This is a genomic window from Joostella sp. CR20, from assembly GCF_038433465.1.
Lineage (GTDB): Bacteria > Bacteroidota > Bacteroidia > Flavobacteriales > Flavobacteriaceae > Galbibacter.
Window position 1 is genome coordinate 29,792 of sequence record NZ_JAESVF010000012.1, and the last position, 19,336, is coordinate 49,127.

Genomic DNA, 19,336 nt, shown 5'->3' on the forward strand with positions numbered 1-19,336 from the left:
TTTTATTTTTTATCTAATCATGATTTCAAACCGATAACCTATGGAAGTAATTGATTGGATTGTACTTATTGGCACCCTACTTTTTATAGTTGGTTATGGGTATTTAAAAACAAAAGGAAGTCAAAATGTATCCGACTATATTCTGGGAGGAAAAGAAGCCAAATGGTATACCGTTGGTTTATCGGTAATGGCAACTCAAGCCAGTGCCATAACGTTTTTATCGACACCTGGGCAAGCTTTTCACGACGGAATGGGCTTTGTGCAATTTTACTTCGGGCTCCCGCTCGCTATGGTTATTATTTGCATTGTTTTTGTCCCAATTTACCATAAATTAAATGTTTACACTGCTTACGAATTTTTAGAGACTCGCTTTGATGCCAAAACACGCTCGCTAGCAGCTATATTGTTTTTAATTCAACGCGGATTAGCTGCAGGGATTACCATTTATGCGCCTTCAATTATTTTATCGGCAGTACTTGGTTGGGAAACAAAAACTCTCAATATTGTCATTGGGATATTGGTTATCATTTACACCGTTTCTGGAGGTACAAAAGCGGTAAGCGTTACCCAAAAGCAGCAAATGTTTGTAATTATGACTGGAATGTTTACAGCATTTTATTTGGTAATGAGCTACCTTCCAGACGATATAACTTTTGGAAAAGCATTAAAAATTGCTGGCGCCAACGATAAATTAAACATTTTAGATTTTTCATTAAATCCAAAAAGTCGATATACCTTTTGGAGCGGGATTACAGGCGGATTGTTTTTAGCACTCTCCTACTTTGGTACCGACCAAAGTCAGGTGCAACGCTATTTGTCGGGAAAATCTGTTAGGGAAAGTCAGTTAGGACTTATCTTTAACGGACTTTTTAAAGTTCCAATGCAGTTTTTTATTTTATTGGTTGGGGTTATGGTTTTTGTGTATTACCAATACAATCATTCTCCATTAAATTTTAATCCTGCTGCTGTCGAGGCCGTCGAACAATCTGATTATGCCGAAGCGTATAAATCTTTAGAAGAAAGTCATCTTCAGCTAGAAAAAGAAAAGAAAATTGCACAAGATAGATACTCTGCTGCCTTAGATGTAAAGGATTACGAACTGATTATGTCGGCCAAAAAGAACATTCAAAACATCAATCAACAAGAAATAAAAAGTAGACAAGAAGCCAAAAAACTCATTCAAAAAGTTGATGAAGACCTCGAAACCAATGATAAAGATTATGTGTTTATTCATTTTATTCTGAATAATATTCCAACGGGATTAATGGGCTTGCTCCTGGCAGTAATTTTTTCGGCAGCAATGTCTTCTACGGCTTCAGAATTGAATGCTTTAGGAACTATTACCACCATTGATATCTTCCGAAGAAAACAAAAAACAACACGCGATGAAAAGTATTACTTAAAAGCATCGCAGTGGTTTACATTTGCTTGGGGAATTATCGCTATTTTATTTGCAAATTTTGCATCGCTACTCGATAATTTAATTCAGCTTGTAAACATTATCGGTTCTATTTTCTACGGAAATGTACTCGGAATCTTTTTAATTGCATTCTTTATCAAATTCATCCGTGGAAATGCTGTTTTTATCAGTGCGATAATCACTCAAATTGCGGTGATTTTAATTTATTATTTTGCCATTCATCAATACGAAGCAGGAAACGAAAAGCTAGGTTACCTATGGCTTAATTTTATAGGATGTGCGCTAGTTATTTGTATCGCGTTGCTTATTGAACTTATTAACAGAACACCGCATGCGCTCAAGAAATAAAAAGGTAAAATGGGGAATTTTAGCCCCAGGACATATTGCTCATAAATTTGCAAAAGATTTACTAACCGTAAAAGAAGCCGAATTGTATGCCGTTGCCTCCAGAACTTTGGAAAAGGCTACCGCTTTTAAAGAACAGTACAATGCAAAAGTTGCCTACGGAAATTACTTAGATTTAATTACCGACCCACAGGTTGACGCCATATACATAGCCACACCACACACGTTTCATAAAACTTATACAATTGATTGTCTTCAGCATAAAAAAGCAGTATTGTGCGAAAAACCATTGGCGCTAAATAGTGCCGATGTAGATTTGATGATACAAACGGCAAAGCAAGAAAATGTACTTTTAATGGAAGCTTTGTGGACTTATTTTTTACCACATTACCAATTTGTGCTTGAGTTTATTCAGGAAGGAACTTTTGGAAAAGTAACAGCTTTGGAAGTCGATTTTGGATTTCAACCAACATACAACCCCAACTCAAGGTTGTTTGACAAACAATTGGGAGGTGGAAGTTTATTAGACATTGGAATTTACCCTATTTTTTGTGCGCTCTCTATTTTAGGCAAACCAGAAAAAATAAATGCAAAAGCAACTTTTTTTGAAACAGGAGCCGATTCGTCTTGTTCTATGGAATTTACATATCCCGATGGTGTTACAGCCAAACTCTACTCTACTCTCTTAGAAACAACGCCTACGGAAGCAACAATACATTGCGAAAAAGGAACCATACAGCTACATACTAAATTTCATAAACCTACCCCCGTTACACTAACCGATTTAAACGGAAAACAAACCGTTAAAGACTTTGGTGTTACTACCGAAGGCTACAGTTTTGAAATTGCTCATTTCAATAATTTGGTGCAAATGGGAAAAACTGAAAGTGATATTATGACGCATCAGTTTAGTCATTCGCTCATGGAAACTATTGATAAAGTCAAAGAAGAAATCGGACTTAGTTATTGTTATTAGTTGGTAGTTGGTAGTTGGTAGTTGGTAGTTGGTAGTTGGTAGTTGGTAGTTGGTAGTTGAAAATACTATTTAAAGATTGAATAATTGAATTATTAAAAGATTAAACTCTGTCACCTCGAGCTTGCCTTTGTCGGTAGACAGGCGGAGTCGAGAGGTCTAAACTAATTGATTCAAAGATTCAAAGATTAAAAAATTAAAAAGATTGAATGATTTAAGAATTAAAAGATTAAATTACTGTCTGTATTCCTATACAAAGTTCTGTCACCTCGAGCGAAGTCGAGAGGACTATAACAGTTAAACAATTCCACACTTTAACGTTTCAACAAAACAACAAAACCTTACGCGTTGGTGTGTTCTATTTTCTTGTAAGAAGCAATAATTTCTTTTACCAATCTGTGGCGAATTACATCTTTATCATCTAAATATAAAATCCCAATTCCTTGTACATCTTTCAGCACTAAAATCGCTTCTTTTAACCCTGATGTAACACGACGCGGTAAATCTATCTGTCCAGGGTCTCCAGTTATGATAAACTTTGCGTTTTTCCCCATTCTGGTTAAAAACATTTTCATTTGCGCATGTGTTGTATTTTGAGCTTCATCCAAAATTACAAACGCATTATCTAACGTACGCCCACGCATAAAAGCCATTGGCGCAATTTGTATCACTCCAGTTTCTATGTAATTTGCTAATTTTTCCGCAGGAATCATATCGCGTAAAGCATCATAAAGTGGTTGCATGTATGGGTCGAGTTTTTCTTTTAAATCGCCCGGAAGAAACCCAAGACTCTCCCCTGCTTCTACCGCTGGACGGGTTAAAATAATACGACGTACTTGCTTTTCTTTCAACGCTTTTACTGCCAATGCAACACCTGTATACGTTTTTCCTGTTCCTGCAGGACCAATAGCAAAAACCATATCGTTTTTCTTCATCAACTCTACTAAACGCTGTTGGTTTGCTGTTTGCGCTTTTATCAAACGTCCGTTAACACCGTGCAATAGAATTTCGCCATTTATTTTGGCATCAATTTCTTCTTGTCCGCTATCGCTAGTTAAAATACGCTCTATGGTATTCTCATCGAGTTTGTTGTATTTCCCAAAGTGAGAGACCAGCATGTCTAGTCTTTTATCAAATTCTTCCAAAAGTTCTTCATCACCAAAAGCTTTAATTTTATTTCCTCTGGCAACGAGTTTCAATTTCGGATAATACTTCTTTAATAATTCAATGTTTACATTGCTAGGTCCAAAAAAGTCTTTCGGATTGATTTCTGTAAGTTCGATGATAAGTTCGTTCAAAAGCAAAATTTTAAGTGAGTATTCAGCTAAAATATAGTCGTATAAAAAGTACGCATAAAAATGGAAAATCTATTACTTTTTAGTAGGTTTGTGCTAAACATTTTTTTAAACCTATTTTTGTTACCATTTCTAACAAACTTAAGGAAAAAAACACTTTCTTAAATTAAAAAAATATCAACATTTTTATAAATGGCTATAATAACTTTAACTACAGATTTTGGTGAGCGGGATCACTTTGTAGGCGCCATAAAAGGGTTTATTTATAGTGAAATTGAAAATGCTACAATTGTTGATATCTCTCATTTAATTAGTCCGTTTAACATTGTTGAGGCCTCCTACATTTTAAAAAATGCCTACAAAACCTTCCCAAAAGGTTCTGTACATATTATTGGTGTAGATTCTGAGTTAACCCCCATCAACAAACACGTAGCGGTTAAAATTGACGGTCATTATTTTATTGGCGCCGATAACGGAATTCTCTCTTTATTGGCTAGTGAAATAAACCCCGAAAAAATGGTCGAAATTAATATTCACGACCGTATTGAAAGTGTTTTCCCTGTACTTGACGTTTTTGTAAAAGTAGCAGGACACATCTCTAGGGGCGGAACTCTTGAAGTTATCGGAAAGCCTATTAGCGAATTAAAAATGTTAAAAGGACTTTCGCCAATTGTTAACAACGAAGAAAACCAAATTATAGGTACTGTAATTTATGTTGATAACTACGGAAATGTGATTACCAATATATCGAAACAAATTTTTGAACGCTACAAAAGAGGTCGCGATTTCGAACTTTGGGCTCGTAACCATAAGTTTTCTAAAATTTATTCGAAATACAGCGATTGTATTAATTTTGATGCTGAAAGTGTAACGAATAAAGATGGTGAAAAACTGGCGATTTTTAACTCTGCTGGTTTAATCGAAATTGCATTATACCGCAGTAATCTCGATACGGTTGGTGGCGCTTCTACCCTTTTAGGATTAACATATAGAGATACGATTAAAGTTAGTTTTATATAGATGCAAAAGGGAAATGGGATTAGGGAATGAGACACTAGAGATTAAACTTATATAAAAACAAAAAACATACGTGACAGCAATTATAAAAAGAGAAATAAGTAGTTTTTTTTCAACCCCTATCGCCTATTTGGTTATTGGGTTGTTTTTAGTTTTAAACGGTTTGTTTTTATGGGTTTTTAATGGCGATTTCAATATTCTTGAAAGTGGATTTGCCGATTTACATCCGTTTTTTCAATTGGCGCCTTGGATTCTAATTTTCTTGACTCCAGCCGTTACCATGAAAAGTTTTTCAGAAGAAAAGAAAACAGGAACATTGGAACTCCTCTTAACACGCCCCATTACTAAAACTCAAATTGTACTCGGTAAGTTTTTTGGAACTTTTATATTAATGCTTCTAGCGCTTATTCCAACACTATTATACGTTTTTACACTTTGGCAACTTGCCAATCCTGTTGGAAATATCGATTTAGGAAGTATTATTGGTTCTTACTTCGGACTTTTATTTTTAACTTCGGCTTATACAGCTATTGGCATATTTACATCGTCTTTAACCGATAATCAAATTATCGCTTTTATCGGTGCTGTTTTCATCTGTTTTATTGCTTACTACGGATTTTCAGGTATCGAAAGCGCCACATTCCTCGAAGTTTTCAGCTTAAAATATCATTTCGAAAGTATTAGTCGTGGAGTTATTGATGTTCGAGATATTATTTTCTTTTTAAGTGTAAGTACTTTCTTTTTAATTCTAACAATTTTTAAACTGAAATAACTTGAAAGCACTAAAAAATACCACTATAAAAATTGTTGTTTGTTTTCTGATATTATTCGGAATTAACTACGTTACTTCGTTTATGGTATTGCGTTTCGACCTCACGAAAAACAAACGTTATACACTTTCGGAAGCCTCAAAGGAAACAGTTACCACCAACCAAGCTATTATAATTGATGTGCTTTTGGCGGGAAATCTTCCTACGGAATTTAAACGCATTCAGACTGAAACAAAACAACTTTTGGAAGAATTCGAGCAGGTAAATAGCAACATTCAGGTAAATTTTATCGATCCGTTAGACAATAACAATTCGAAGGAGCAAAACATACAAGCATTACAAGAACTCGGCCTAACCCCTGCTTCGGTAACTATCGAGCAAGGAAATAGCATGTCGCGTGAAGTTGTATTTCCGTGGGCGCTTGTAAATATGGGCGAAAAAACCGTAAAAGTATCTTTGCTTCACAACAAATTGGGCGCCAATAGCGAGCAACGCATTAACAATTCGGTGCAACAGTTAGAATATGCTTTTGCCGATGCTTTTAAACAACTAACCATTACCGATAAAAATAAAATTGCAGTTTTAAAAGGGAATGGAGAAATTCAAGATAAATATTTAATTGATTTTTTAATCACCCTAAAAAACTATTATCAGTTAGGTGAATTTAACCTCGATTCGCTTAAAAACAATCCTGAAAAAGTCCTCGAAAATTTAAATCGTTTTGATGCTACCATCATAGCCAAACCCACAGAAGCTTTTTCGGAAAACGAAAAATATATCTTAGACCAATACATTGTAAACGGCGGAAAAACCCTTTGGATGCTCGACCAAGTAGTGGCCGATTTGGATAGTTTGCAAAACGAAAATTTCTCGTCTTTTGCCTACCCACTCGAATTAAACATAGACGATATGCTTTTTCGTTATGGTGTTCGTGTTAAAAAATCGATGTTGCAAGATTTAATTTCAACACCTGTAACTGTTACCGATGCCAACGGAGAAATTCCGATAAATTGGTTTTACTCGCCCATGGTTGCTTCTCCCGACAATCACCCTATTAACAAAGGAATTAATGTGGTGAAAATGGAATTTGCCAATGTTATTGATACACTCCCAAACGAAATTAAAAAAACAGTTTTGCTTGAAAGTTCGCCACAATCTAAAGAAGTAGGCGTTCCGCGAACATACAGTTTAGACGAATTTGACACCCAACAAGATATTGCTTCTTTTAACGAGGGGAATAAAACAGTTGGTGTGCTTTTGGAAGGAAACTTTACTTCAGCTTTTAAAAACAGAGTAAAACCGTTTCCCTTCAGCAAAAATAAAGACGAAGCTACTTCAGTAAATAAAATGATTGTTATTGCCGATGGCGATGTGGTAAATTACAATTATGTAAATAAAAAACCTTTGATAAACGGGGTTGACAAATGGACAAAACAAGTTTACGGAAATAAAGATTTCTTGATAAATAGCGTTAATTACCTTTTGGATGAAAACGGACTTATAAACATTCGCGCAAAAGATGTGTCGCTAGCATTTTTAAATAAAGAAAAAGTATATCAAGAAAAAACCTTTTGGAAGCTAGTAAACATAGCGTTTCCCGTAATTTTAATCATCGTGTTTGGTGTTTGCTTTGCCTACTTTAAAAAGAAAAAATATACGCTTTAACTGTTAATAAGTTATTTTTATAAAAAACATCAATTAAGATATATTTGTAAGTGTTAGAAAACTGAGAATTCAATGAAATTTATAGTATCAAGTTCATATTTATTAAAACAACTTCAAGTATTGGGTGGCGTTATTAACAACAGTAACACTTTGCCTATACTCGATAACTTTTTATTTGAATTAAAACAAAATCAACTTACGGTTTCTGCTTCCGATTTGGAAACAACTATGAGTGCCGTTTTAGAAGTTGATTCGGATTCTGAAGGAAGTATTGCTGTACCTGCAAAACTACTTTTAGACACTTTGAAAACTTTTCCTGAGCAACCACTTACATTTGTAGTTGAAGGAAACAATACAATAGAAATTAGCTCTAACCACGGTAAATATGCGTTGGCATACGCTGATGGTGCTGAATTTCCAAACTCTGTTGAATTGGCAGACGCTAGCTCTACCACTATCTTAGGAGATATTTTAGCAACTGCTATTAGCAAAACTATTTTTGCCTCTGGTAACGACGATTTACGCCCTGTAATGAGTGGTGTGTTTTTTCAGTTTTCTCCAGAAAACTTAACGTTTGTAGCTACCGATGCGCATAAACTTGTAAAATATCAACGTCATGATGTTACAGCTTCTCAAGTAGCAGAATTTATCATGCCTAAAAAACCTTTAAATCTTTTAAAAGGAATTTTAGCAGGAAGCGAAAGCGATGTAACTATTGATTATAACGAGAGTAACGCAAAATTTACTTTCGACAATATTGAATTGGTTTGTAGACTTATCGACGGGAAATACCCAAATTATGAGGCTGTAATTCCAAAAGAAAATCCTAACAAATTAACGATAGACCGTTCTCAATTTTTCGGTTCTGTAAGAAGGGTTTCGATTTTCTCAAACAAAACAACACACCAAATTCGTTTAAAAATTGCTGGTGCCGAGTTAAATATTTCTGCGGAAGATGTTGATTATAGCAACAAAGCGGAAGAGCGTTTAACTTGCGACTATCAAGGAGACGATATGGAAATTGGTTTTAACTCTAGGTTTTTAAATGAAATGCTTAACAACCTAACTTCAGACAATGTTTCTCTGGAAATGAGTTTGCCAAACAGAGCAGGTATTTTAACGCCAATCGACGGGTTGGATGAAGGTGAACATGTAACAATGCTCGTAATGCCTGTAATGCTTAATAACTAAAACAAGCAACAAACTACTTATATTAATTACCCCATCTAAATTGTGTGTTAATTTAGTATGGGGTTTTTTATTGCTTTTTCTGAAATAACTTTCTACTTGATAAGTTGTAAACTTAGCGGATAATTGACTTCATCTCCATTACTTACTCTAATTGCATTTACAATAGGAAATACAAAAGCTATAATTCCAATTGCGATAAGTGTTATAATTCCTAATCCGAAGAAGAAAATAAGTGGAATACTAATCAAAGAATAAATAATAATACTTAGTTGAAAGTTTAAAATAGACTTTCCGTGTGTATCCATGTTTATTACAGATTCTTTGTTTGAAAGCCATAATACCAAAGGCACTATGAGTCCGCCAAAACCAGTTACATAATCTAATAACTGACTTAAATGTGTAATGACTAATAATTGATTGTCTGTTCGTTGCATAATTTCTAGATTGATGGTTTATACTTAAAAGACGACTCAATTTATAAAATGTTACAGCAACCTATTCTTTTTCTGAAAGAATTAATCCTCGTGAGCTGTATTTCCTTCTGAGTTTTTAGCATCAGAAATACTTTTAACTCCCAATTGATTTGAAAAGTCGATGGTACGAATAGGAAATGGAATTGTAATTCCGTTAGCATCAAAGGCTTTCTTAATAGCTATAATCGCTGTACTTTTGGTTCGTAAAATTTGTAATGCCGAAGTGGAATCCATCCAAAAGCGCACTTCAAAATTAATAGAACTATCGGCAAATTCAGTATAAAAGAAAATTACGTCATCTTGATTTTTCACCTCTTTAAACGTTTCGGCTACAGTTTCTTTCACCAAATTTTCTACAAATTCTAAATCGGCATCGTATGTAATTCCGCAGGTAAGCATCACCCGAGATTTTGTTGTAATGGCGTAGTTTTTTAATGGATTTTCAATTACCATTTTATTCGGAATGGAAACAATATTATTGTCTGCCTGCTTGATGGTTACGGTACGTAAATCAATATCTATCACCTCTCCTGCATAGCCGTTACTTTCAATCCAATCGCCCATCTGAATATACTTTACAAACGAAAGTACAATTCCAGAAAAGGTATTTGCCAAAGTTCCCTGCAATGCCAAACCAACAGCCAAACCAGCAACTCCTGCCCCAGCCAATAGTGAAGTAAGCACTTTGTTTAAGTTTAAAATACCAAGTGCTAAAAATAACCCTGCGAGAATAACGGTAATCGAAATTAATCGTGCGGTGACTTTTTTTACAGTTCCTTGCATTTTAGATTTTGCAAGAATCTTCAACATTAAATTATTTACATATCGTGAGACGAAAAAAGACCCCGCAAATACCAATATAGCTAGTATAATATTAGGAAGGCTCATTACTAGAGTGTCTAGCCATGAGCCTAACTGTTCGGTCATTTTATCCCACGCAGTTTCTAAGCGTTTTTTCATTTAACTATTTTAAATTGTGATACGTGGCAATATAATATGTTTTTGTATTATTTCAAGCTTGCACTCGTTTTCATTCGCCATGCGTCGAGCATCCATGAAGTTTTTTCTAACTCTCGGATGTAAGCTCCAATCAAGTCAATTGTACCTTCATCACCACCGTTATCGGCAGTTTCTACAACTTTGCGCATTTGCGTTAAAATAATTCCGTGGTCTTCCAACAGAATTTCAATCATCTCAACATCTGTATGGTCGCTAGACGATTCTTTTACACTGGTAAGCTTCAAATAGTCTGAAAAGTTACTTACCGGCTGATGTCTTAACGTTAAAATACGCTCTGCAATTTCATCGATTTTTAATTTTGCATCATCGTACAATTCTTCAAACTTTTCGTGTAAATCGAAAAAGTTTTTTCCGAAGATATTCCAGTGAAAATTTCTAAGTTTTTGATAATATAAATGATAATCTGCCAATAATACGTTTAATTCAGTTACAGTTTCTTTTGTTTTATCGGCATCTAAATTCAAATAATTCTTCATGATATATTTTTTGGTTTTTATTTCTACCTAAAGTTACAAAATTGAAGCTTTGAAAATTTTATTTTAACAAGATTTAACTTGCATTTTTATTCAAATTAATAAGTATTTTTTTACAATGTAACTTCGTATAGTATTTGTATTTTTGCACAAATTTCTATGTATGAATATTCATGATACTATTATTGCTTTGGCCACTCCTGCTGGAGCTGGAGCTATTGCAGTTATTAGAATTTCTGGAAAAGACGCTATTTCAATTGCCGATGCACAGTTTAAATCTATTAAAGATAAAACCTTAGCAACGCAAAAATCGCACACCATTCATTTAGGACATATTGTTGATGGAGAAAAAATTTTAGATGAAGTATTAATCTCTGTTTTTAAAGGTCCAAATTCGTACACTGGCGAAAACGTAATTGAAATTTCGTGTCATGGTTCTGCGTTTATTCAGCAAGAAATTATACAATTATTTTTAAGAAAAGGATGCAGAACTGCCGATGCTGGAGAGTTTACCATGCGCGCCTTTTTAAACGGAAAATTAGATTTGAGTCAGGCTGAAGCGGTTGCCGATTTAATTGCTTCGGACAATGAAGCGAGTCACCAAATTGCCATGCAACAAATGCGTGGTGGCTTTAGTAGCGAAATAAAAAAGTTAAGAGAAGAACTACTGAATTTTGCCTCGTTGATAGAATTGGAACTTGACTTTGCTGAAGAAGATGTTGAGTTTGCCGACCGTACACAATTTAACGCCCTACTCCACAAAATACAAACCGTTTTAAAACGATTAATCGACTCTTTCGCGGTTGGAAATGTTATTAAAAATGGAATTCCGATTGCCATTGTGGGCGAACCAAATGTTGGAAAATCGACACTTTTAAACGCTCTTTTAAACGAAGAACGTGCCATTGTAAGTGATATTGCTGGTACTACGCGCGATACTATTGAAGATGAAATTAGTATTGGAGGAATTGGTTTTCGATTTATAGACACTGCAGGAATTAGAGATACTAAAGATGTGGTTGAAAGTATCGGGATTAAAAAGACTTTCGAGAAAATTGAACAAGCGCAAGTTGTGGTTTACTTAATAGATAGTACCAAACTCACTACCGATAAAAATAGCATTAAAGAAACGCGAATTGCATTAGAAAAAATAAAGAATAAGTTTCCGCAGAAACCATTGGTAATCATTGCCAATAAAAAAGACCAAATTTCGGAAGAATTGCAACAGTTTATCGCTACGGAAATAAATGACATTGCACTTACAAATGCCAAAACAAAGGCCATATTAATAACTGCAAAAGCTGGCGATGGTGTTGAAGAATTAAAATCTATTTTACTAGAGTTTGTGAATACCGGGGCGTTGCGAAATAATGAAACCATTATTACCAATGCGCGACACTACGACTCTTTACTTAAAGCATTGGAAGAAATTAACAGAGTTCAAGACGGAATGGCAATGGGGATTTCTAGCGATTTACTAGCTATCGACATTCGCCAAGCGCTACACCATTTTGGAGAAATCACTGGAGAGATTACCACCGATGACCTGCTTGGAAACATCTTTGCTAACTTTTGTATTGGAAAGTAGATTAGTAAAACAACAACCAAGCAAAGTAAACTAAAGCCTAATAAAATCAATTAGTTATGGTTTTAATCTTTTCTTTATCCTGTTTTTATTATACGCTTATTTTACTTAATTTTGTTGCAAATCTGTTGCATTAAATTTTCATGTATCAAAAGTGCAACAAAAAATTACTGATTTGGCGAAATTATGTCATACTATGTCTCAATATTTCATAACTATTCATTCTATTTCAAATTATGAGTAGTAATGTGGAAATAGAAAAGACTTGCGTTTATTGTAAAAACAAGTTTGTTGCTCGAACTCTGACTACCAAATACTGCTCTCACAAGTGTAACTCCAGACACTACAAACAGAGAAAGCGAGAAGAAAAAATCAATAATTTTAAGGAAGAGCAGATGAACAAGCCGAATGAACAGCTTGTGAAAGTGGACTTAAAACACAAAGAGTATTTAAGTGTTTCTGAAACGGCTCTTACTCTTTGTATGACTACACGGAATGTATATAGGCTGATACAAAAAGAAACGCTTAAAGCCTACAAGGTTGGTGGCAGGACATTAATTAAGAAATCGGATATTGATAAACTCTTTGAATAATGAAAGTTAAAGTAAGAATACGGGAAGGTAAAAAAGGAAAATCTCATTTGTCTTTGGATAAATACTGGGGTTCAGTAAACGGAAAGTCTCAAAGAAAAACTGAATCATTGAAGCTATGGATTTATACAAAACCGCAAACACCAGAACAAAGAACTCATAATCGGGAGCAGAAATTATTGGCTGAAAAAATTGCTACTAAACTTCAAAATGAGCATAATCATAACAAGCACGGTTTTGTGAATGATGACAAGTTGAACGGAAATTTTATAGAGTTCTTTTATTTATTAGCAGACGAAAAGAAAAATGAGAATAATGAAGGAAACTGGAAAAGTGCATATAAGCATTTGGTAAAATATGCAGGAGATAAAGTTACTTTTCGTGAGTTGAGTGTTGAGTTTGTGGAGGGTTTCAAAAATTACTTACAACAGGAAGCTATTAAAAAGACAGATGAAAAACTTTCCGTAAACACCCAAGTTTCTTACTTTAGAAAATTGAAAGCAGCTTTCAAGCAAGGCGTAAAAAGAGGCTACCTCACAGTCAATTATTCTTCACAGGTTGAAGGGATTAAAGAAGAAGAAACTTATCGAGAATACTTAACCAAAGAAGAATTTGAAAAGTTAGCCAACACCCCATTAAAGCCAGACATACTAAGGAGAGCGTTTATATTTTCGTGCTTAACTGGGATTCGTTTTGGAGATGTGAAAAAACTAACTTGGGAAGATATTGAAGAGTACAAAGAGGGTAAGTTCAGAGTTAAGTTCAGACAAAGTAAAACCAAAGGCTTGCAATATTTGATATTACACCCACAAGCAGTACAACAGATTGGAGAAAAAAAGCAATTAAGCGATAAGGTTTTCTATGGCTTAAAGTATGATAATGAACGAATAAAAACTTGGGCTGCGAAAGCAGGTATTGAAAAGAATTTATCATACCACGTTAGCCGTCATACGGCAGCAACTCTATTGATGACCTATGGAGTGGATTTATACATAATTAAAGAGATTTTAGGACACAAGCATATCCACACAACTGAGATTTACACAAAAATTGTAGATGAACGCAAAGAGGGTGCTATCGACAAGCTACCAACATTTGATATATGAGCAAGAAAGGTTTAGATTTTGAGAAGTTGGAGCAATTCCAACAAGAGAAAGAAGAAATATATACAGAAATTAAACACCAAATTGAAATCCAGTTAGAAGAGTTTGGCGATTATTTGAAGCAAAAAACTAATGTCAAACCAAATGCAAAAGCATTTACAAATTGGTTTTTTGATAACTATACCGATGAGGTTAGTAAGAAACGTAGGTTTTCATTTAAACTGGAAAGAAAATATGCTTTAGAATATTGCTTATTACTTCAAAAAGAACTTGCAGACGAACATATTGTTGTCAAGCATAATTTTAGTACCATTCCAAATGATATAGATGAGTATGAACATTTCGACACAATTATTGAATATTTGACGGAATTATTTGAAAAAGAGACATACCTAACAGAAGAAACAGTTGTGCAGTTAGCAAAAGAGGCTTCATTTATGTTGCGAAGTCAAGAACCTTTAACAGAGTTTGATAAAGTCAAAAGAAGTGAAATTAGTACAAAGCAAGAGAGTGTTCGGTATTGTTATTATAAAATGTATAATGACTTATTAAAAAAGCCTCACATAAGAAAAATACTCATCAATTACCTGCTTGAAAAATTTGATATTTTTGACGATACAGAATACGAAACTGTATATAAGCATTTCGGTACTCGACCTGATTTTTATCCTCTGTGATTTTTTATCACAGAAATCACTTTTAGTCTCATTTGTTATAAGTAATAATATTGCCTTGTAATTACATAGTAAAGTAAATCAAGGAATTGCAATTCCATTTCATTAACATTTTAATTCAGTTAGAAATGGATAAAATATTATTACAATTGGAAGAGCTAAAAAAAGTAATGCTCTTACAAAAGGAAGTGTTCACGATAGACGAGTTGTCGTTATACACAGGATACACAGTAGATTATATCTACAAAATGGTACATCAAGGGATAATCCCTTATAGCAAGCCAAATGGTAAAAAGTTATTCTTTGTTAAAGAAGAGGTTGTTAGTTGGCTATCTGCTAACAAACATAAATCTAACCAAGAGCTGGAAACCCAAGCCGATAGTTATTTAATGTCTAAAAAGTTTGGGAGATGAGAAAGAGCGATAACACATTAGATAACAAGGTAGATTTGTTGCCAATATTTAGCAACATTATAGGAATAGACAAACTAATTGTAGAAATACCAAGAGAAAGTTGTAAAGCTATTGACATAGTAGAATGTCCTATGCTTGTTGGTTATTCCGTAACAGTAGAATTTCTATACGCAGGCAAAGTATGTGAGGGAGTAAGTATTAGAGAGTATCCAGAAAATATTAGGCTTACTATTAACCCAGCTATATTTCTTTACGGCAACAATTTTGTAACTATTGGCTTACCTCATATTAAAGTGATAGTAGATAAGTTAGAGGAAGAGTATAAATTGGATATTAAAGGTGCAATAATAAGAAGATTAGATTTGCAATGCACATTAAAAACCAGTTTAACACCAATAGCATATTACAGTATCTTGGGAGGTTTTAAGAGTTTCAATAGAAATATTGTATCGTCCACTTTGTATTACAATTCCAAAGCAGCTAAAAAGTATAAAACAGGATTGTTTTATGATAAGATGAAACAAGCCAGTCCAGAAGTCCCAAAAGAATACTTTTATGGTGAATATATGCGGATTGAATGGCAGTATTTTAATCGGTTCTTGAAGGCTCAAGCCCAAAAACTTAATCTGGGAAGAATCAGAGTAAGACACTTGCTAATTTCAAGTATTTATCAATCTATGATTGATATTTGGTATTCGGATTTTAAAGCTATCTATAAAGAACCTGTGAAAATTGTTGATATGAGTTTGATTAACAAAATATCAGATATGGATAATATGTTGATTAATCAAGGTGTAGAAAACATAGGTGGATTGATGGTTCTGGAAAACATGATTAATGATTCCAGACATTTTAAAGACAAGCCACGAGATTTTTACAGTAAAATGAAGAAGCGATACAGAGATAAATCCAAACTTTCAAAGTTCACTTATGCAAGCCCATTAATTGATGAACTAAACGAGAAAGTAGGACTTGCTTATCAAAATACGATTAATTCTCTTTAAGATTTCTGATAGGTTCAATTCAAGCCGTCCTTGTGGCGGCTTTTTAACTTTAAAACAAGACAAAATGAGACACTTAAAAAAGAACCTAGATAATACAAATCCGACACCTATAAAAAAGGGAAAGAAATTTAAGTTTTCATACCAAGAAGATAGATTTTTGAAAGCAATATCAAAAATGAATTTTGATGAAGCGATTAAACAAAGTAACTGGTCAGAAGAAGAATTTATTGATGCTTGTGAAGTTGCTGAATTTAACCACGCTTATCAAAAAGCAATCGGGTTGTCTGATAAACAAATACGATTCCTAAAGATATACCCAAATAAAATGGCGAATGTTAAGCAAACGTGTAAAGCTGTATTGATTCATAGAAGCACCTACTACGACTGGGTAAAGAAAAGCCCTGTATTCAAACAAGAAGTCCACGAAATAAGAGAAGGGTTGTATGATGATGTAGAATCCATATTGAAGCAAAAAGTATTGATTGAAAAGGATACTTCTGTACTAATCTATTTCACGAAAACTCGAATGAAGCATAGAGGCTATGTTGAAAGACAAGAACATAATGTAAATGCCAATGTCAAGGGGCAAATGGAAGTGAAAAGCAAATACGCAAATATGAGTATCGCTGAATTAGATGAGATTGAAAAAGACCTACGAAAGAAAGCAGGGTTACTTTAATATGAAATGTATTGATATCCTAAAAGTTAAAATCTTGTTTCAAGCAAAAATTTAGAGGTTAAACGCTGGGTCAATTGTAAAAACCAGAATAGATTTACACTATAATTAATTGACAATCAACATTTAATGATAGAAATTTTCACAATCGGAATAGGCAATCAGCCGATACAAGATTTTATCCAAAACCTCAAAAAGTATAATATTCAAGCGGTTATAGATATTCGTAGCAAACCTTATTCACGCTACCGTCCAGATTATAACCGCCCGACTTTACAGAAACACTTATTAGCCAATAATATTGGCTATAAGTTTCAAGGCGACAAACTGGGCGGAATACCGAGTAATCCAGAATTATACACAAATGAGTTACCAGACTACAAGAAAATCAGAAAAACCATACCCTACCAACAAGGGTTGGATTATCTAGAGAAAGGTTTAGAATTTGGTTGTAGAATGGTTCTCTTATGTGCTTGTTCTGATTACAGCAAATGCCACCGCTACAATCTTGTAGGACAGGATTTAGAGCGAAAAGGCTACAAAGCGATGCATATTCTTAAAGACGGAAGCAGAACGCAATACAGGGGCTTATTTTAAGCCTCTTTTTTATTTAGAAATAGTATAACGTTTCTTAAACCAACATTTAACAAAAGTTATAGAATGAAATATATAGGATACATAAGGGTTTCAACCAAAAAACAAGGGAAATCTGGTTTAGGGTTGGAAGCCCAGAAAAGAGCCATTAGAAACTTACTCAATGAAGATGATATTTTGATTGCTGAATTTGAAGAAGTAGAAAGCGGAAAGAATAAAGAACGTCCCAAACTATTGGAAGCAATCCAAAGATGCAAAGAAACTAATGCTACTTTAGTGATTGCACGTCTTGACCGTTTAAGTCGTTCGCTTAGTTTTATTTCTCAACTAATGGATAGCGGAATTGAATTTGTAGCGTGTGATATGAAGCATGCCAACCGATTTACTATACAAATTTTTGCAGCATTGGCGGAACAAGAAGCAAGATTTATCAGTAAACGGACTAAAGTAGCTTTAGCCGAATTAAAGGCAAAGGGTATAAAATTAGGAAGCCCTCAAAATCTTACAGACAAATCCAGAAAACGAAGTTTAGAAGTTAGGCGGTTTAATTCCATATCAAATGAGCATAATCGAAAAGCAACTGCTTTGATTGCATCCATGCGAAACGAGGGTAAAAGTTATTTGAAAATTGCCCAAGAGTTAAACCAATCGGGATTTAAAACACGTAGGAACAAAGAGTTTTCTGCAATGACCGTAAAACGCCTGTATTGTAGGTACACCGAATATAATAAAGAGCATACCAAATAAAATATTTATCTTTGAACCAAAATTATAACGTATAAGAAAGTAATAAAATTTAGATATAAATAATACAATAAAGCGTTAGCTTTTGAGGGTTACCAGAAATCGCCAGTTTCAATTAAGCACCTATTCAAAAAGCAGACGCTCACGTTTTGGCGTGGGCTCTCTTTTCTCGGTGCTTGGTTCTGGCGAGCCACTGGTAACGGATTAGCTGAGTTCCACGCTTTTCATTTTAATAAAATTAACCGCTTTCTTGGAACTGGAGAGCAACAAAATTCAGTTTTAACATGAAAGTAATTAAGTACATTGCATCCGTCTTATTAATCATTTCGGCATTAGGAGGAATCTCCAAAGGAGATTTTCTAACAGGTTTATTATTCCTCATTCTAGGAATTATTATTTTACCACCAGTTTCAGACATTCTTAAAGAAAAATTCAAACTCTGGCAAAATAAAGCTGTAAGATATATTACCTACATAACTTTCATTTTGATTGCAGGAGCAACTATTGATAAACCAGAAATGAATGATTCGAGTAGTAGTCAAGAAGAGCCTAGAGTTGTTGATAAAAACACGAAAAATAAAGTTAGATATATCAATCTGGATAAAACCTATTATGATGAAAATATGAAAAAGGTTGAACCAGATGATAATGATGTTATCTATAGAGTGGTTGAAGAATTAAAACACGACAAAAATAAAGGACGTGTTAAAGGTGGCGACAATGAAGTCATTGCACTTTTGGTAGAAGTGGATAGTTATGATGAACAAGATTTGAAAAAAATTATCAAAGACCTCAAAAAAGAATACGCACAATTCACTCCAGATAATTGCTTTTTAGATTTATGGGATGATAAGAAAGCCTACGAAACATATTTAGCAAGAGAGGATTACATCAAGAAATCTTTTAATAAATTGATGGATGAGTATCAAAAGACAGCCGTACCCATTGGCGACAAACATAGTAAGTTGAAAAGGAAATGGGATGAGAAAAATTATCCATTCATTGCAGACCATAATATAGCAAGTTCCGATTTTACAGGACTATACTCTTATTTCCCATTGCAGGATGACTATTACAAAGAAATTGGCGGAGAAAAATATAAGAAGTAAGGTTCTTAAGGTGTAGAACAAGAGACCATGATAGTTGTATTGATTAGATACATAGAAGAGTTCAACGCTACAGTTGATAATTTAGATAGACTTCATTTAGCAGGGGAAATTTCTAACAGAAACCTAAAGTATAGGGGCTTTTTAGATGAAGTTATGGAGAAAATAGGATGTTTTAAAAATTGAAAGTAAGTTATTTTAATTA

The 19,336-nt window shown here is 34.0% G+C and carries 21 protein-coding genes; 17 read left to right on the forward strand and 4 right to left on the reverse strand.

What is annotated here, in order from left to right; all coding sequences use genetic code 11:
* The first annotated feature begins 40 nt into the window (after positions 1 to 40).
* Positions 41 to 1,768 (forward strand): sodium:solute symporter family transporter, encoded by a 1,728-nt coding sequence (locus tag JMA43_RS12555; protein WP_342156991.1) that lies wholly within the window; start codon positions 41 to 43, stop codon positions 1,766 to 1,768.
* Positions 1,752 to 2,741: a Gfo/Idh/MocA family protein gene (locus tag JMA43_RS12560; RefSeq protein ID WP_342156992.1), complete on the forward strand. Its 990-nt coding sequence runs from the start codon at positions 1,752 to 1,754 to the stop codon at positions 2,739 to 2,741. The genes JMA43_RS12555 and JMA43_RS12560 overlap by 17 nt, the downstream gene beginning before the upstream one ends.
* A gap of 338 nt (positions 2,742 to 3,079) precedes the next feature.
* Here the strand turns inward: JMA43_RS12560 and JMA43_RS12565 are convergent, their stop codons facing one another.
* Complete coding sequence (locus tag JMA43_RS12565; RefSeq protein WP_342156993.1) at positions 3,080 to 4,036, reverse strand: PhoH family protein; 957 nt, start codon at positions 4,034 to 4,036, stop codon at positions 3,080 to 3,082.
* Positions 4,037 to 4,225: 189 nt separating this feature from the next.
* Here JMA43_RS12565 and JMA43_RS12570 point away from each other — a divergent pair, with 189 nt between their 5' ends.
* From JMA43_RS12570 to dnaN, 4 genes are all read left to right on the forward strand, one after another.
* Positions 4,226 to 5,053: an SAM hydrolase/SAM-dependent halogenase family protein gene (locus JMA43_RS12570; RefSeq protein ID WP_342156994.1), complete on the forward strand. Its 828-nt coding sequence runs from the start codon at positions 4,226 to 4,228 to the stop codon at positions 5,051 to 5,053.
* Between the two features lie 70 nt (positions 5,054 to 5,123).
* On the forward strand, positions 5,124 to 5,822 hold the full coding sequence (gene gldF / locus JMA43_RS12575; RefSeq protein ID WP_342156995.1) for a gliding motility-associated ABC transporter permease subunit GldF: 699 nt from the start codon (positions 5,124 to 5,126) through the stop codon (positions 5,820 to 5,822).
* A 1-nt stretch (position 5,823) separates the two neighbouring features.
* Positions 5,824 to 7,485, forward strand: a complete 1,662-nt coding sequence (gene gldG, locus JMA43_RS12580; protein ID WP_342156996.1) for a gliding motility-associated ABC transporter substrate-binding protein GldG — start codon at positions 5,824 to 5,826, stop codon at positions 7,483 to 7,485.
* A gap of 72 nt (positions 7,486 to 7,557) precedes the next feature.
* Positions 7,558 to 8,676 (forward strand): DNA polymerase III subunit beta, encoded by a 1,119-nt coding sequence (gene dnaN / locus JMA43_RS12585; protein WP_342156997.1) that lies wholly within the window; start codon positions 7,558 to 7,560, stop codon positions 8,674 to 8,676.
* 92 nt (positions 8,677 to 8,768) lie between these two features.
* On the opposite strand, the gene JMA43_RS12590 is transcribed toward dnaN, so the two are convergent.
* The 3 genes from JMA43_RS12590 to JMA43_RS12600 form a co-directional block, all read right to left on the reverse strand.
* Entirely contained in the window at positions 8,769 to 9,110 is a 342-nt protein-coding gene (locus JMA43_RS12590; RefSeq protein WP_342156998.1) for a DUF4870 domain-containing protein, read from the reverse strand.
* 81 nt (positions 9,111 to 9,191) lie between these two features.
* Positions 9,192 to 10,109 carry a mechanosensitive ion channel family protein gene (locus JMA43_RS12595; RefSeq protein ID WP_342156999.1) on the reverse strand — a complete coding sequence of 306 codons (918 nt, stop codon included), beginning with the start codon at positions 10,107 to 10,109 and terminating at the stop codon, positions 9,192 to 9,194.
* A 47-nt stretch (positions 10,110 to 10,156) separates the two neighbouring features.
* Positions 10,157 to 10,645 (reverse strand): Dps family protein, encoded by a 489-nt coding sequence (locus JMA43_RS12600; protein WP_342157000.1) that lies wholly within the window; start codon positions 10,643 to 10,645, stop codon positions 10,157 to 10,159.
* Positions 10,646 to 10,805: 160 nt separating this feature from the next.
* Between JMA43_RS12600 and mnmE the strand changes: the two genes are divergently transcribed.
* The 11 genes from mnmE to JMA43_RS12650 all read left to right on the forward strand — a co-directional run bounded on the left by mnmE (position 10,806) and on the right by JMA43_RS12650 (position 19,317).
* Entirely contained in the window at positions 10,806 to 12,230 is a 1,425-nt protein-coding gene (gene mnmE, locus JMA43_RS12605) for a tRNA uridine-5-carboxymethylaminomethyl(34) synthesis GTPase MnmE (protein WP_342157001.1), read from the forward strand.
* Between the two features lie 392 nt (positions 12,231 to 12,622).
* Positions 12,623 to 12,820 carry a helix-turn-helix domain-containing protein gene (locus tag JMA43_RS14060; RefSeq protein WP_446719410.1) on the forward strand — a complete coding sequence of 66 codons (198 nt, stop codon included), beginning with the start codon at positions 12,623 to 12,625 and terminating at the stop codon, positions 12,818 to 12,820.
* Entirely contained in the window at positions 12,820 to 13,923 is a 1,104-nt protein-coding gene (locus tag JMA43_RS12610) for a site-specific integrase (protein ID WP_342157002.1), read from the forward strand. Before JMA43_RS14060 ends, JMA43_RS12610 begins: the two co-directional genes overlap by 1 nt.
* Positions 13,920 to 14,597 carry a hypothetical protein gene (locus JMA43_RS12615; protein ID WP_342157003.1) on the forward strand — a complete coding sequence of 226 codons (678 nt, stop codon included), beginning with the start codon at positions 13,920 to 13,922 and terminating at the stop codon, positions 14,595 to 14,597. The genes JMA43_RS12610 and JMA43_RS12615 overlap by 4 nt, the downstream gene beginning before the upstream one ends.
* Positions 14,598 to 14,743: 146 nt before the next feature.
* Positions 14,744 to 15,007: a helix-turn-helix domain-containing protein gene (locus JMA43_RS12620; RefSeq protein ID WP_342157004.1), complete on the forward strand. Its 264-nt coding sequence runs from the start codon at positions 14,744 to 14,746 to the stop codon at positions 15,005 to 15,007.
* Complete coding sequence (locus tag JMA43_RS12625) at positions 15,004 to 16,011, forward strand: hypothetical protein (protein ID WP_342157005.1); 1,008 nt, start codon at positions 15,004 to 15,006, stop codon at positions 16,009 to 16,011. Before JMA43_RS12620 ends, JMA43_RS12625 begins: the two co-directional genes overlap by 4 nt.
* A 64-nt stretch (positions 16,012 to 16,075) precedes the next feature.
* Complete coding sequence (locus tag JMA43_RS12630) at positions 16,076 to 16,690, forward strand: hypothetical protein (RefSeq protein WP_342157006.1); 615 nt, start codon at positions 16,076 to 16,078, stop codon at positions 16,688 to 16,690.
* Positions 16,691 to 16,816: 126 nt separating this feature from the next.
* Positions 16,817 to 17,284: a DUF488 domain-containing protein gene (locus tag JMA43_RS12635; protein WP_342157007.1), complete on the forward strand. Its 468-nt coding sequence runs from the start codon at positions 16,817 to 16,819 to the stop codon at positions 17,282 to 17,284.
* Positions 17,285 to 17,347: 63 nt separating this feature from the next.
* A complete protein-coding gene (locus tag JMA43_RS12640) occupies positions 17,348 to 18,028 on the forward strand; it encodes a recombinase family protein (protein WP_342157008.1) in 681 nt (226 codons plus the stop codon).
* A 281-nt stretch (positions 18,029 to 18,309) separates the two neighbouring features.
* The gene (locus tag JMA43_RS12645; protein ID WP_342157009.1) at positions 18,310 to 19,134 is read left to right on the forward strand and encodes a hypothetical protein; all 825 of its coding nucleotides are present in this window, start codon (positions 18,310 to 18,312) and stop codon (positions 19,132 to 19,134) included.
* 27 nt (positions 19,135 to 19,161) lie between these two features.
* A complete protein-coding gene (locus JMA43_RS12650; RefSeq protein WP_342157010.1) occupies positions 19,162 to 19,317 on the forward strand; it encodes a hypothetical protein in 156 nt (51 codons plus the stop codon).
* Positions 19,318 to 19,336 lie beyond the last annotated feature (19 nt).

Bases quoted from the DNA above. Each gene is read 5' to 3' on its own strand.
- mnmE (WP_342157001.1), top strand. From the start codon at position 10,806: ATGAATATTCATGATACTATTATTGCTTTGGCCACTCCTGCTGGAGCT.
- JMA43_RS12555 (WP_342156991.1), top strand. From the start codon at position 41: ATGGAAGTAATTGATTGGATTGTACTTATTGGCACCCTACTTTTTATA.
- JMA43_RS12635 (WP_342157007.1), top strand. From the start codon at position 16,817: ATGATAGAAATTTTCACAATCGGAATAGGCAATCAGCCGATACAAGAT.
- JMA43_RS12590 (WP_342156998.1), bottom strand. From the start codon at position 9,110: ATGCAACGAACAGACAATCAATTATTAGTCATTACACATTTAAGTCAG.
- JMA43_RS12650 (WP_342157010.1), top strand. From the start codon at position 19,162: ATGATAGTTGTATTGATTAGATACATAGAAGAGTTCAACGCTACAGTT.
- JMA43_RS12600 (WP_342157000.1), bottom strand. From the start codon at position 10,645: ATGAAGAATTATTTGAATTTAGATGCCGATAAAACAAAAGAAACTGTA.
- JMA43_RS12630 (WP_342157006.1), top strand. From the start codon at position 16,076: ATGAGACACTTAAAAAAGAACCTAGATAATACAAATCCGACACCTATA.
- JMA43_RS12645 (WP_342157009.1), top strand. From the start codon at position 18,310: ATGAAAGTAATTAAGTACATTGCATCCGTCTTATTAATCATTTCGGCA.
- JMA43_RS12625 (WP_342157005.1), top strand. From the start codon at position 15,004: ATGAGAAAGAGCGATAACACATTAGATAACAAGGTAGATTTGTTGCCA.
- JMA43_RS12640 (WP_342157008.1), top strand. From the start codon at position 17,348: ATGAAATATATAGGATACATAAGGGTTTCAACCAAAAAACAAGGGAAA.
- JMA43_RS12560 (WP_342156992.1), top strand. From the start codon at position 1,752: ATGCGCTCAAGAAATAAAAAGGTAAAATGGGGAATTTTAGCCCCAGGA.
- JMA43_RS12615 (WP_342157003.1), top strand. From the start codon at position 13,920: ATGAGCAAGAAAGGTTTAGATTTTGAGAAGTTGGAGCAATTCCAACAA.
- JMA43_RS12570 (WP_342156994.1), top strand. From the start codon at position 4,226: ATGGCTATAATAACTTTAACTACAGATTTTGGTGAGCGGGATCACTTT.
- dnaN (WP_342156997.1), top strand. From the start codon at position 7,558: ATGAAATTTATAGTATCAAGTTCATATTTATTAAAACAACTTCAAGTA.
- JMA43_RS14060 (WP_446719410.1), top strand. From the start codon at position 12,623: ATGAACAAGCCGAATGAACAGCTTGTGAAAGTGGACTTAAAACACAAA.
- JMA43_RS12610 (WP_342157002.1), top strand. From the start codon at position 12,820: ATGAAAGTTAAAGTAAGAATACGGGAAGGTAAAAAAGGAAAATCTCAT.
- JMA43_RS12595 (WP_342156999.1), bottom strand. From the start codon at position 10,109: ATGAAAAAACGCTTAGAAACTGCGTGGGATAAAATGACCGAACAGTTA.